The sequence below is a fragment of the Oxalicibacterium faecigallinarum genome (assembly GCF_014635705.1).
GTDB classification, from domain to species: Bacteria; Pseudomonadota; Gammaproteobacteria; order Burkholderiales; family Burkholderiaceae_D; genus Oxalicibacterium; species Oxalicibacterium faecigallinarum.
In genome coordinates this window covers 121,648-135,293 of sequence record NZ_BMDI01000001.1, presented here as the reverse complement: position 1 = coordinate 135,293, position 13,646 = coordinate 121,648, and the positions used below count along the sequence as shown (strand labels likewise).

Sequence of the window (13,646 nt, the reverse complement as noted above, 5' to 3'; positions counted from 1 at the left end):
GCGAAGCCCGCAATTATAGCAGAGCTTTTTTGCAATGGGAAACCCCATTTGCGGATCAAGTGACACGTACGGGTATTTTTATGCGGCCCTGACTTGCAGGATTGATCATATTTCCCATCATCATCCTGTCATAAATGGCGCGTAGTATTCCGCCGAGATCAATCCGTATCAGCACCATCCGACATGCAGCCATCCGCACAATCCCTTACCCATATTGTCCCAGCACAGGATGCCTGCATGTCGAACATCTTCCCTGCCATCCCGCATCGCTTCAAGTTCAAGGAGCCGACTTTGCCTTTCGCCGCCCAAGACCTCCAGGTCATGCTGTCCACCGCGCCGGCAAATGATCAGGACGACCATCTCGTGCAGCGCCTGCGCGAGGTGATTCTGCATCGACAACTCACGCCGTTGTTTCAACCCATCATCGACATGCAACGCGGCGAAATCGTCGGCTACGAAGGCTTGATCCGTGGCCCTTCCGACAGCCCGCTCCATGCGCCTCTCAATCTGTTCAAGGTCGCACGCGCTTGCGGACTGAGTGTGGAGGTCGAGCATTTGTGTCGTCGCATCACACTGGAAAAATTTGCCGAACTGCAGCTGCCAGGCAAACTATTCTTGAACGTCAGTCCGGAATGTCTGGTGCAATCGGGGCAAAGACATGGCGAGACGCTAGGCTACATCCATGAAGTCGGCATCAATCCGGATCGCGTCATCATCGAACTGACGGAAAGCCATCCGACCTACGACTACGATCTGCTGCGTGAAGCCGTCAGACATTACCGCGCCATGGGTTTTGTGATTGCCATCGACGATCTGGGCGAAGGTTTTTCCAGTTTGCGTCTGTGGTCGGAAATCCGGCCCGAGTACGTCAAGATCGATATGCACTTTGTGCAAGGCATCAATCAGGATCCGATCAAGCTACAGTTCGTCCGCTCCATTCAGGAAATTGCGGAAAAATCAGGCACCATCGTCATTGCCGAAGGGATCGAAACCGATGCTGAACTATTGATGATTCGCGATCTGGGCGTCGCCTGTGGGCAGGGTTACAAGATTGCACGCCCTCACGCCAATCCTAAGACACGCCTGACTGGCGATCTGTTTGCGCAATTGCGCCGTAACGGTGTCAGCATCTATCCAACCGACACACGCCTCTCGCATGAAGTGCTGACAGCCGGCAAATTGCTGCGTCACGTGAAGGAAGTATCGCCGAACACACCCAACAACCGCATCTATGAAATGTTCAAGAATGATCCGGGTCTGCAGATCATTCCCGTAGTAGCCAATGGCATTCCGGTGGGCCTGATTACACGCGCCAATCTGATTGATCGTTTCGCTCGTCCGTATCTGCGTGAACTGCATGGCAAGAAATCCTGCACCTTGTTCATGGATGCCAATCCATTGATTGCAGACAGAAGCACGCCCCTGCACGCACTAAGTCAATTAATCGTGGATGGTGATCGTCACCATCTGTTCAACGGCTTCATCATCACTGATAACGGCCGGTATGTCGGCATGGGCAATGCACACGATCTGATGCGCGAGATCACGCAAATGCAGATCAATGCCGCACGCTATGCCAATCCCTTGACCATGTTGCCAGGCAATGTGCCGATCGACGAGCACATTGATCGCCTGCTGGAAAGTCAGGCGCCGTTCTGCGTCTGCTATATCGACCTCGATCACTTCAAGCCGTACAACGACGTGTATGGCTATCGCAAGGGGGACGACATGATTCGTCTGACCGGCAAGATCCTGAGTGCGCACAGTGATCCTCAACGCGATTTTGTCGGCCATATTGGCGGCGACGATTTCATCATGCTGTTTCAGAGCGAAGATTGGGAACAGCGATGCCTGTCCATCATCGATGCCTTTGCGGAAATCGTGCCGCCGTTCTATGGCGAAGAACATCGACGCATGGGTGGGTATGTGAGTGAAGACAGACGTGGACGTCGCGTGTTTCATGAACTGGCGACCATCTCGCTCGGCCTGCTCAAGGTCAAACCGGGCATTTACGGCTCACATCATCAGATTGCTGCTGCCGCTGCCGATGCTAAGAAACAGGCAAAGAAAATTCCGGGCAACAGCCTGTTCATCGAACGTCGCCTCGCACCTTCTGTACCGGAGGTAATGCCGGACGATGCCCGTACCAGCTCGTCTGCATAACAAAGATACGATCCATCATTTGAAACATTCATTGATCCGATAAACGAATCAGCATGAAAAAATAGCCGGAGAGTGTCCGGCCATTTCTTCGCTCACACCACCTTGAGTGAAATACTCGGCAGTCGCTCGATATAGCCTTCCATCACATCGCCGCGTACCACCGGGCCAACGTTTTCTGGTGTCCCGGAATAGATGATGTCGCCCGGCATCAGCTCAAATGCCCGGGACAAATTGCTGATCTGCTCGGCGACCGACCAGATCATGTTCTTCAGATCAGAGCTTTGCTTGACCTGACCATTGACCTTCAGCCAGATCTTCCCTTCGGTGAAGTTGCCAATGCTGGCGGCAGGATGCAAGGGACCGATCGGTGCCGACTTGTCGAAGCTCTTGCCGATTTCCCAGGGCTTCTCTTCCTTCTTCATCGCTGCCTGCAGATCACGACGCGTCATGTCCAGTCCGACGGCATAACCAAAGACATGCTGCAACGCCGTTTCGACCGGAATGTCCTTGCCGCCTTTGTGCAGCGCGGCGACCAGTTCAATTTCGTAATGATAGTTCTTGGTCAGCGTGGGATAGGGATGATCCACTGTCTGTCCCGGCGGCACAAACTGGATTGCATCACTTGGTTTCTGGAAGAAGAAAGGCGGCTCGCGTGTCGGATCGGAACCCATCTCGCGCGCATGCGCAGCATAGTTGCGACCTATGCAGTAAATACGTCGTACGGGAAATCGGTCCGTGCGGCCGACAATCGGGATCGTTGTTGGTGTAACAGAGAAAAGTGCCTGTTCGTTACTACTACTGCGCGATGATGCGCAGCCAGTCATCGCACCCACCGTCAACAAACCGGCGGCCTGAAGCATGCCACGTCTACTGATTTCAGTCATGGTGTCTCCTTCATGGTTTTATAGTTGATGCGCGCATTCTGCTTGTTCAGCGACAAACCGAATGTGCACGCACAGAATATAGCCATGAACGAGGATGCGGGCAATCAAACAAGGATTACGTGCCCTGACGCAATAGTGATGCAGAAAAACTTTGCGCGATCAGCACTGCGATGAATGTGGAGCATTACATTTTCGCTCCTTGGAAAGGAAAAATCCCGAGACCAAACCATCATCTGGTTTTCACTCGGGATTTTTCAGCGATCGATCAAACCTGATCGATCGGAAAATTATGCGTTCGCTGCAAGGCGCGTCAAGCCATTCATGTAAGGCTGCAATGCATCAGGAATCGTCACGCTGCCGTCGGCCTGCTGATAGTTTTCCAGCACGGCGACCAGCGTACGACCCACGGCCAGGCCTGAACCGTTCAGGGTATGCACGAGCTCCGGCTTGCCTTGTGCATTGCGGAAGCGTGCCTGCATGCGACGTGCCTGGAATGCCTCGCAGTTTGATACGGACGAGATTTCGCGATAGGTATTTTGCGCCGGCAACCATACTTCAAGATCGTAAGTCTTGGTCGCGCCAAAACCCATGTCGCCCGTGCATAGCGTGATCACGCGATACGGCAAACCAAGCTTCTTCAAAATCGTTTCGGCATGGCCGCACATTTCTTCGAGCGCTTCGTACGATTTCTCCGGATGCACGACCTGCACCATCTCGACCTTATCAAACTGATGCTGGCGAATCATGCCCCGCGTATCACGCCCGTAGCTGCCCGCTTCCGAACGGAAGCACGGCGAATGCGCCGTCAACTTGAGCGGCAACTCATCGCCACTCACGATTTCATCGCGCACGATATTCGTCAGTGAAACTTCAGCGGTCGGAATAAGATACAAGGATTCGCCTTCGCCCTCCTGTCCACCTTTTTTAACCGCAAACAGATCCGCCTCAAATTTTGGCAACTGCCCCGTGCCCTTGAGCGAATCGGCATTGACGATGTATGGCGTGTAGCACTCGGTGTAGCCATGCTCGCCAGTGTGCGTGTCCAGCATGAACTGTGCGAGCGCACGATGCAGACGGGCGATACCGCCTTTCATCACCGCAAACCGCGAACCGGTCAGTTTGGTCGCCACATCGAAATCAAGCCCAAGACCTGCACCGACGTCGACGTGATCCTTGATCTCGAAATCGAAGGTGCGCGGCGTACCAACTTTACGCAACTCGACATTCCCAGACTCGTCCGTACCGACCGGCACCGATTCATGCGGCAGATTGGGAATGGCAAGCATGAAGTCGCTGATCTTTGCCTGCAGCTCATCAAGACGCGTGGCCGAGGCTTTCAACTCATCGCCCAGACCAGCAACCTGTGCCATCACGGCCGACGTATCTTCGCCCTTGCCTTTGAGCATGCCAATTTGCTTGGACAGCGTATTACGCTTGTTCTGCAACTCTTCCGTGCTCGACTGAATCTGCTTGCGCTCGGCTTCCAGTGCATTAAAAGTGGTCACATCGAGCTGGAACTTACGGCCGGCAAGGCGCGCCGCCACACTGTCGATGTCTTTGCGAAGAAGTTGAATGTCGATCATGAGAAAGAGGCAAAAGATAAAATCAAACCGAGATTGTACCAAGGCGGGCAACAAATCCATCACCCGGCTGCAAATTCAGAAACCGTATCGCAGCAGGTGACACAGGTGCGTTACCATGGCGACTTTCTGCCGTGGCCTCGCTATCCGCGATGACGCCCGGATTTCCTTCAGACATATAGATATTTCCAACTCGCTATGAACGATCAGGACGACGACAAACCCATCCCGGCACCCATTTTGATTGTCGGCCTCGTGCTGGTACTTGGCTGCATGATCTGGTGTGGCCTGATGTTTTTCGTGTACGGCGGCAGCATCATTTATGGCGTGATCGGCGGCGTCTGTCTGGGCGCGAGCTATTCCTTTGGCAAACAGATCTGGGCACAGTTTGTTGCGCAGAAACGCTAAAAAGACCAAAAAAGCCAGGAGATGCCGCAGCCTGCAGTGCCTTACTTGTTATTCTTCTTGGCGTCGCGATCCAGTGCGCGTAAATGCGCCATCTTTTCGCCGATTTTGCCTTCCAGACCGCGTGGCGTCGGCTGGTACCAGTGCGGATCGGCCATACCGTCAGGCAAATAGGTTTCCCCTGCGGCATAGGCTTCCGGCTCGTCATGTGCATAACGATATAACTTGCCGTAACCCAGTTCCTTCATCAACTTGGTCGGCGCATTGCGCAAATGTTCAGGCACCGGACGTGACTTGTCCTTGGATACAAAGGCACGCGCCTGATTGTAGGCGTTGTAACCGGCATTGCTTTTTGCGGCGATCGCCAGATAGATCACGGCTTGCCCCAGTGCCAGCTCACCTTCCGGTGATCCAAGACGCTCATAGGTTGCCGCTGCCTCATTCGCAATCGTCATGGCGCGCGGATCGGCCAGACCGATGTCTTCCCACGCCATGCGCACAATACGGCGCGCCAGATAACGTGGGTCGGCACCGCCATCGAGCATGCGGGTAAACCAGTATAACGACGCATCGGGATTGGAACCGCGTACCGATTTATGCAGTGCGGAAATCTGGTCGTAGAAGGTATCGCCGCCTTTATCGAAACGACGTAATGCATCGCCCAACGTCGCCTGCAACAAAGGCACATCAATCTCGTTCTTGTCTGCAGCGTGCGCAGCACGCGCGACAATTTCCAGATTATTCAATAGCTTGCGGCCATCTCCATCAGCGCTCGCGGCAAGCATCGTCTTGGCGTCATCACTGTAGGTAATGCCATTCAGTTCCTCGCGGGCGGCGCGCTCGAGCATGGCAAACAGATCGTCTTCGGCCAGCGACTTCAGTACATAGACGGCAGCACGCGACAGCAAGGCGCCATTGACCTCGAAGGAAGGGTTTTCCGTCGTGGCGCCAATGAAGGTGAACAAACCACTTTCAACGTGAGGAAGAAACGCATCCTGCTGGCTCTTGTTGAAACGGTGTACCTCGTCGACAAACAAAATCGTGCGGCGCCCCATCGCACCGCGCGACAGTTCTGCACGTTCAACAGCATCACGGATATCCTTGACGCCCGACAGCACAGCCGACAACGCGATGAAATCTGCCTGAAAACTATCCGCCATCAGACGGGCCAGTGTGGTCTTGCCCACACCTGGCGGGCCCCACAAAATCATCGAATGCGGCTCTCCCGACTCGAACGCAACCCGTAAGGGCTTGCCCGGGCCAAGGATATGCTGCTGCCCGATCACCTCGTCGAGGTGATGCGGTCGTAGTCGTTCAGCGAGCGGAATGGCCATGTCAAGTCGGAAAATAAGATCGAAAAAACGACAGCATCAAAAACAATCGACGCCAGCCGAATATCGGTCTGGCGTCGCGTCATGCTGCACGCATGCAGCGTATTTTAGTTTAATGCGCGATTACTGGAAAACGTCAGCGCCCTTGGGCACCGCAAACTTGAATTGTCCTGCAGACATCGCCGGATTTTTCTCAAAACTGCCAAAAGTCAGCAGGGAAACCTGGCCAAACGAATCACGCAGTTCCATCGCGGCCGGCACACCGTTTTTCATGCCAATGCCAATACGGTCGAAGGTCGTGTCTTTCGCTTTTGGGGTGGCTTCCAGCCATTCCATGCCATCACGTGCACCGGCGTCCTTGAGATTGAAGTTTTGTTCTAGGTTATTGCTACCGAACAAAATGGCCGCTGGCGAAGAACCCAGCGCATCCCCCAGTTTTTTGATGGTGACCTGATTCAGGTCCTTGTCATAGATGTACAGCTTTTCGCCATCAGCCTGCAGCAATTGCTCATAAGGCTTTTGATACGTCCAGATGAACTTGCCCGGACGAGAAAAAACGAACGTACCGGACGACTGGTTGGATACTTTTGGTGTGCCGCTTTCCACCTTCACCAGTTGCTGCGTGAAATTACCTTTAGCCGATTGCGTTGACGAGACAAAAGTCTTGAATTGATCCAGTGCCGAGGCCTGAGCAAGCGTCGGCAGAGCCAACGCTGCAGCAACGAGCAATACACTTAGTGCCGGCAAGCGAAAATCAAAACGTTTAGCGGTTTGTACCTGCTGTCTGCGATTGTTCATATTCTCTTTCTATTCGTTTGCATTCCCGGCAGGGACGAGAATCTCGCGATTGCCATTGGACTGCATGGAAGAAACCAGTCCGCTCTGCTCCATCTGCTCCAGCAGACGCGCTGCGCGGTTATAGCCGATACGAAGATGACGCTGCACCAACGAGATCGAAGCGCGACGATTCTTCAATACGATCGCTACCGCCTGATCGTATAAAGCATCACCTTCGCCACCGCCAGCACCTTCCGCACCAAGCGTCAGATCACCATCTTCTACTGTGCCTCCTTCTAGGATGCCTTCCACGTAATTTGGTTCGCCCTGCTCTTTCAGATGATTGACCACACGGTGGACTTCGTCATCGGATACAAAAGCACCATGTACACGGACTGGCAAACCCGTACCCGGCGGCATGTACAGCATGTCACCCATACCAAGCAAGGCTTCCGCTCCCATCTGATCCAGAATCGTGCGCGAGTCGATCTTGCTGCTGACCTGGAACGCGATACGCGTCGGAATGTTGGCCTTGATCAGACCAGTGATCACGTCTACAGATGGGCGCTGTGTCGCCAGAATCAAGTGGATACCCGCAGCACGTGCTTTTTGTGCAATACGGGCAATCAGCTCCTCGACCTTCTTGCCGACCACCATCATCAGGTCAGCCAGCTCGTCGATGATGATGACGATGGTTGGCAATTTTTCCAGAGGCTCCGGTGCATCCGGTGTCAGGCTGAACGGATTCGGAATTTTTTGTTCATTCTTTTCCGCTTCGGCGATCTTGGCGTTGTAACCCGCCAGATTGCGCACACCGAGCTTGCTCATCAGCTTGTAGCGGCGCTCCATCTCGTTCACGCCCCAGTTCAGCGCATGCCCCGCCTGACGCATGTCGGTGACGACTGGCGCCAGCAGATGCGGAATGCCTTCGTAGATCGACAGTTCCAGCATCTTCGGATCGATCAGAATCATGCGAACCTGATTGGGATCCGACTTGTACAGAAGCGAGAGAATCGTCGCATTGATACCGACCGACTTACCGGAACCGGTTGTACCCGCGACCAGCAAATGTGGCATCTTGGCCAGATCGGCAACGACCGGATTGCCCGCGATATCTTTACCTAGAGCAACGGTCAGACTCGATGCGCTGTCGTTGTAAACCTTGGAACTGACGATCTCGGTCAGACGCACGATCTGACGTTTCGGATTCGGCAACTCCAGTGCCATGTAGTTTTTGCCTGGAATCGTCTCGACCACACGCAGGGACGTCAGTGACAGCGAACGCGCCAGATCGCGCGCCAGATTGACGATCTGGCTACCTTTGACGCCGGTAGCCGGTTCGATCTCGTAACGCGTGACGACCGGGCCTGGATACGCAGCAACGACCTTGACCGTGATGCCGAAATCGGAAAGCTTCTTCTCGATCAGGCGGCTTGTGAATTCCAGCGTCTCGACACTGACGGTTTCCTGTGTTTGTGGCGCATCATCCAGCAAGGACAACGGTGGCAGATTGGTATCCGGCATGTCGGTAAAAAGCGAAGTCTGACGCTCTTTTTCGACACGCTCTGATTTTTGCACTGCGACGATCTGCGGTTCGATGCGGATCGGCGTGGACTCGACAGCCTTGGCGCGCTCCTGCACCACGGCTTCTTCACGCTTGACCGCTGCGACCTGCCCCATCTGACGATCCTTGCGTGCACCGTACAGATTGCCCGCCATGCGCAGACTACGCTCGATCCACTCGCCGATGCGCTCGGCCACATTCAACCACGACACATGGAAGAACAGGCTGAATCCCAAACCAAACAACAGCAACAACAGCAAGGTCGCGCCCATGAAGCCAAAGGCATTTTGCGCGGCCGTACCGATCAACTCGCCCAAGACACCGCCCGGCGCACGCGGCAGGTCGGCACGTATGGAATGCATGCGCAAATATTCGATGCCGACACTGCCCACCATCATCACAAAGAAACCAATGCCGCGAATCAGGTTTTCATGCGGAATCGGCTCTTCCGGCTCCTGCTTTAGCAGGAAGCGGCGCGACAGACGGCGATAACCCGTCCACACCAGTCGCAGGCAGAACACGCAGAACCACCAGGCAGACAAGCCAAAAATGAACAGGAACAGATCGGCCAGCCAGGCACCGGTCTTGCCACCAAGGTTGTTCAGCTTGGTCACCATATTGGCGTGCGACCAGCCCGGATCGACTGGCGAATACGTCATGAAAATCAGGATCAGGTACAAGGTCACCACCGAGAGTACCAGCCAGCGTGCCTCGGAAAGCAGGCGAGCGATACGGCCGGGCGGCGGTGGCGCTTTGGAATTGTTGGTCTTGCGGGTATAGGCTTGGCTTGTCTTTGTCATAAATCGAGACGCGTTGCGTCAGTTGAGAACCGCACTTTGCAAAGTGGTTTGCATCGGCGCAAATTCTTCGGCAGAGGGTCAAACAGGTCTGGCAGATGCCAATTCCGACGCCAACGCTACATCAAATCTGCCGGCACGACGTCGGTAAGCGCGGTCAACGGCGCGTCCCTCGCGCCATGACCGGTTCGTCTATAATCTTAACCAGTTTTTACGTTGTTACACGAATAATTCCGGATACCGTTGAAATTTTCATGCCCCACCGGCATATGACTACGTGTAATCCCTGAGTTTTCGTCTTTTTTCAGCCTAACCAAAGAAAAACATTTCCATGTCCACCGTCAAACACGCCAAAGTCCTGATTCTCGGTTCCGGTCCTGCCGGCTATAGCGCCGCCATTTATGCCGCACGCGCCAATCTTCATCCCGTCATGATTACCGGCGTGGAACAGGGCGGCCAGTTGATGACGACCACCGATGTCGAAAACTGGCCAGGCGACCCGTTGGGCGTGCAAGGTCCGGAGCTGATGCAGCGTCTGTTGCAGCACGCAGAACGCTTTAATACCGAGATCATCTTCGATCACGTCCACACCACCCACCTGAACGAAAAGCCGATCCGTCTGGTCGGCGACATGGGTGAATACACCTGTGATTCGCTAATTATCGCAACCGGCGCGTCAGCACAATATCTCGGCCTGCCTTCCGAACAGGACTTCATGGGCAAAGGCGTGTCGGCCTGCGCGACCTGCGATGGTTTCTTCTATCGCGAGCAGGAAGTCGCCGTCGTTGGCGGCGGCAATACCGCTGTCGAAGAAGCACTGTATCTGGCCAACATCGCCAAGAAAGTCACCGTGATCCATCGTCGTGACAAGTTCCGTGCGGAAGCAATTCTGATTGACCGCCTGATGGCCAAGGTCGAAGAAGGCAAGATCGAAGTGAAATGGAATCACACACTGGACGAGGTGATTGGTAACGACAGCGGTGTGACTGGTGTCAAGATCAAATCGACCATCGATGACAGCGTGACCGAAGTACCGCTGCACGGCGTGTTCATTGCCATCGGTCACAAGCCAAACACCGATATCTTCATCGACCAGCTCGATATGCATAATGGTTACATCAAGACAAAAACCGGTCTGGAAGGCATGGCGACGTCGACCAATATCCCGGGCGTGTTCGCGGCGGGCGACGTACAGGATCACGTCTATCGTCAGGCGATTACCAGTGCCGGCACCGGCTGCATGGCAGCCCTCGATGCGCAACGTTATCTGGAAAGTCTGGAGTAAGAGAAAGGGCCGCCACCATTGCTGAGGCCGGCCCTTTTCTTTATTCTTTTCCTCGTCGTTCCTCATACGTGATTTCAGACACGTAATTACTAGCGGAGTGCATCATGCCGCCTGCGTCGATCAAGGACTTCACCGCACTCAAATCCTTGCACAAGGATTTGAAGAAGCAGGAAGAAGCGCGTCGTCTTGCCGAAGCGGAACGGCTGCGTGCAGAACACGTTGCTCGGCAAGAAGCGAACCTGTTCCGCAGCAGCATTGGCGACGTTCAGCCACTCAAGTCAGCAGACAAGATCATTGTTGCCGAACCACGTCCCCTGCCCATTGCACGCCAGCATCTGGCGGATGAACAGGCCGCGCTACGCGAATCGCTCTCTGACGAATTCACGATTGAATCCCTGCTCGACACTGATGAGGCGCTCAGCTACGCGCGCAACGGTATCGGCCCGGACGTCTTGCGCAAGCTGCGACGCGGTCACTGGGTAATCCAGAGCCAGCTCGATCTGCACGGCATGCGCACCGATGAAGCACGTGATGCGCTGGGCGAATTCTTGCGCCAGGCGATCAAGCGCGGCCAGCGCTGTGTGCGTGTGATTCACGGCAAGGGATTAGGCTCGCTGAACAAGGAACCTGTACTCAAGAAGAAAGTCCGCAACTGGCTGGTACAAAAGGATGAAGTCATCGCATTTTGTCAGGCACGCGCTGCGGATGGCGGGGCGGGTGCGTTAATTGTCTTGCTACGTGCCAGTTAAGCTTCGTCAGTAAAGCACAAACAAAAAGAGCGTTGACTGCAGCCAACGCTCTTTTTTATTTCGGGTGGCAAATCAGACGGCGTCGGAGCCGGTTTCGCCGGTACGAATACGGATGACCTGCTCGACTTCACGCACGAAAATCTTGCCGTCGCCGATCTTGCCAGTGCGTGCTGCCTTGATGATGGCATCCACAGCTTGTTCCAGCACACTGTCGTCAACCACGGCTTCAACCTTGATCTTCGGCAGAAAATCGACCACGTATTCCGCGCCACGATACAACTCGGTGTGACCTTTTTGACGACCAAAGCCTTTGACTTCCGTCACGGTCAGGCCGGTAATACCCACTTCGGCCAACGCTTCACGCACTTCATCCAGTTTGAACGGTTTGATTACGGCAGTAATTTGTTTCATCAATACTCCTTCGATTAAATGCGTCGTCTTGTCTTAAATCTTGAGCGCCATATGCAGCAATCCACTCCATTGTGCCATCAATCACGGAATTTGGAAGTAATTGGATAACGCCAATCGCGTCCAAACGCACGATGCGTAATGCGAATACCGACCGGCGACTGGCGGCGCTTGTATTCATTGATCTTGATCAGATGCGTCACCCGATTCACATCCTCCTCGCGATAACCACTGGCGATGATCTCGGCACGACTCTGATTTTCCTCCATGTAACGCTGCATGATGCCATCCAGCACGTCATATTCCGGCAACGAATCCTGATCGGTCTGATCCGGGCGTAACTCGGCGGAAGGGGCGCGCGTCAGAATACGATCCGGAATGATGTCCGACACGGAGTTACGATATGCACACAAGCGATACACCAAAGTCTTGGCGATATCCTTGATCACGGCAAAACCGCCCGCCATATCGCCGTACAAGGTGCAATATCCAACGGCCATCTCGCTCTTGTTACCGGTCGTCAGCACGATCGAACCATACTTGTTCGACAGCGCCATCATGATGGTGCCGCGAATACGCGCCTGGATGTTTTCTTCCGTGGTATCCAGCGACAAGCCTTTAAACTCTTCAGCCAAAGTGCGGTTGAAGGCATCAAAACAGTCGCCGATCGAGATTTCGTCATAACGGACACCCACGCGCTTGACCATGTCGCGCGAATCAATCATCGAGATATCTGCCGTGTACGGCGACGGCATCATGATCGCCCTCACCTTGTCGGCACCCAGCGCATCGACAGCAATTGCCAGCACCAGCGCGGAATCAACACCCCCCGACAACCCCAGCAAGGCCCCCGGGAAACCGTTCTTTCCGATGTAATCGCGCACGCCCAGGACCAGCGCCTTGTAGACCTGCGCTTCCATCGGCAACTCTTCCACGATGGTCGCATCCACCGGCTCTGCGCCCTGGAATTCGACTATCTGCAAATCCTCTACGCAGTGCTGCAAATGCGCCCGCACGGCACCATCACGATCCAGAACAAAGGAATTGCCATCAAAAATCAGTTCATCCTGTCCGCCAACCAGATTGGCATAGACCACGCTCATGCCCTGGCTGCATACGTTTTCACGCATGGTGTTGACACGCAGATGCTGCTTTTTCAAATGATAGGGCGAACCATTCGGCACCAGCAGCACCTGCACACCGGCATCAGCCGCAGCGGCGGGTGCTGCCTTGAACCAGGTGTCTTCGCAGATATTGATACCGAAACGCACGCCTTTGATGTCAAAGAACAGCGGCTGATCAGCCGCATCGAAGTAACGCTTTTCATCGAACACCGTCGTGTTCGGCAATTCGCGCTTGCAGTACGTGCCAGCGATCACGCCATTCAACAAAACCGACGCGGCATTGAAATACAAGGTGCCATCCTGCAGCGGATGACCGACCACCACATGCACTTCCTTCAGGTCGGCAAGTTCAACCGCCAGCGCCGCCAACGTCTCTGCCGTTTTTGCGTAGAATGACTCACGCAGCAAAAGATCTTCCGGTGGATACCCAACCAGCGACATTTCAGGCGTGAGGACAATATCGGCACCCTGCGCTGCCGCGCGTCGCGCGAAGTCGGCAATTTTTGCACTGTTAGCGGCGAGGTCGCCGACAGTGCTATTGATTTGGGCAATGGCAACTTTAACGGTCATGGCTTGAAA

Annotated in this window: 11 protein-coding genes; 4 read left to right on the top strand and 7 right to left on the bottom strand. The window is 54.5% G+C overall.

Annotation, left to right across the window (positions count from 1 at the left end; genetic code table 11):
- The first annotated feature begins 237 nt into the window (after positions 1-237).
- Positions 238-2,163, top strand: a complete 1,926-nt coding sequence (locus IEV29_RS00680; RefSeq protein ID WP_188379354.1) for a GGDEF domain-containing protein — start codon at positions 238-240, stop codon at positions 2,161-2,163.
- A 92-nt stretch (positions 2,164-2,255) separates the two neighbouring features.
- On the opposite strand, the gene IEV29_RS00675 is transcribed toward IEV29_RS00680, so the two are convergent.
- Entirely contained in the window at positions 2,256-3,047 is a 792-nt protein-coding gene (locus IEV29_RS00675; protein WP_188379353.1) for a fumarylacetoacetate hydrolase family protein, read from the bottom strand.
- 287 nt (positions 3,048-3,334) lie between these two features.
- On the bottom strand, positions 3,335-4,630 hold the full coding sequence (gene serS / locus IEV29_RS00670) for a serine--tRNA ligase (protein WP_188379352.1): 1,296 nt from the start codon (positions 4,628-4,630) through the stop codon (positions 3,335-3,337).
- A 195-nt stretch (positions 4,631-4,825) separates the two neighbouring features.
- Between serS and IEV29_RS00665 the strand changes: the two genes are divergently transcribed.
- Positions 4,826-5,035 carry a hypothetical protein gene (locus IEV29_RS00665; RefSeq protein WP_188379351.1) on the top strand — a complete coding sequence of 70 codons (210 nt, stop codon included), beginning with the start codon at positions 4,826-4,828 and terminating at the stop codon, positions 5,033-5,035.
- A gap of 41 nt (positions 5,036-5,076) precedes the next feature.
- Here the strand turns inward: IEV29_RS00665 and IEV29_RS00660 are convergent, their stop codons facing one another.
- From IEV29_RS00660 to IEV29_RS00650, 3 genes are all read right to left on the bottom strand, one after another.
- The gene (locus IEV29_RS00660; protein WP_188379350.1) at positions 5,077-6,366 is read right to left on the bottom strand and encodes a replication-associated recombination protein A; all 1,290 of its coding nucleotides are present in this window, start codon (positions 6,364-6,366) and stop codon (positions 5,077-5,079) included.
- A gap of 120 nt (positions 6,367-6,486) precedes the next feature.
- Positions 6,487-7,161 (bottom strand): outer membrane lipoprotein chaperone LolA, encoded by a 675-nt coding sequence (gene lolA / locus IEV29_RS00655; protein ID WP_188379349.1) that lies wholly within the window; start codon positions 7,159-7,161, stop codon positions 6,487-6,489.
- Positions 7,162-7,170: 9 nt separating this feature from the next.
- Entirely contained in the window at positions 7,171-9,504 is a 2,334-nt protein-coding gene (locus tag IEV29_RS00650; RefSeq protein WP_188379348.1) for a DNA translocase FtsK, read from the bottom strand.
- 328 nt (positions 9,505-9,832) lie between these two features.
- Here IEV29_RS00650 and trxB point away from each other — a divergent pair, with 328 nt between their 5' ends.
- The gene (gene trxB, locus IEV29_RS00645; protein WP_188379347.1) at positions 9,833-10,786 is read left to right on the top strand and encodes a thioredoxin-disulfide reductase; all 954 of its coding nucleotides are present in this window, start codon (positions 9,833-9,835) and stop codon (positions 10,784-10,786) included.
- Positions 10,787-10,890: 104 nt separating this feature from the next.
- Positions 10,891-11,535 carry a Smr/MutS family protein gene (locus tag IEV29_RS00640; RefSeq protein WP_188379346.1) on the top strand — a complete coding sequence of 215 codons (645 nt, stop codon included), beginning with the start codon at positions 10,891-10,893 and terminating at the stop codon, positions 11,533-11,535.
- Positions 11,536-11,607: 72 nt separating this feature from the next.
- On the opposite strand, the gene IEV29_RS00635 is transcribed toward IEV29_RS00640, so the two are convergent.
- Both IEV29_RS00635 and IEV29_RS00630 read right to left on the bottom strand, forming a co-directional pair.
- Entirely contained in the window at positions 11,608-11,946 is a 339-nt protein-coding gene (locus tag IEV29_RS00635; protein WP_188379345.1) for a P-II family nitrogen regulator, read from the bottom strand.
- Positions 11,947-12,023: 77 nt separating this feature from the next.
- Positions 12,024-13,637: an NAD+ synthase gene (locus IEV29_RS00630; protein WP_188379344.1), complete on the bottom strand. Its 1,614-nt coding sequence runs from the start codon at positions 13,635-13,637 to the stop codon at positions 12,024-12,026.
- Positions 13,638-13,646: the final 9 nt, after the last annotated feature.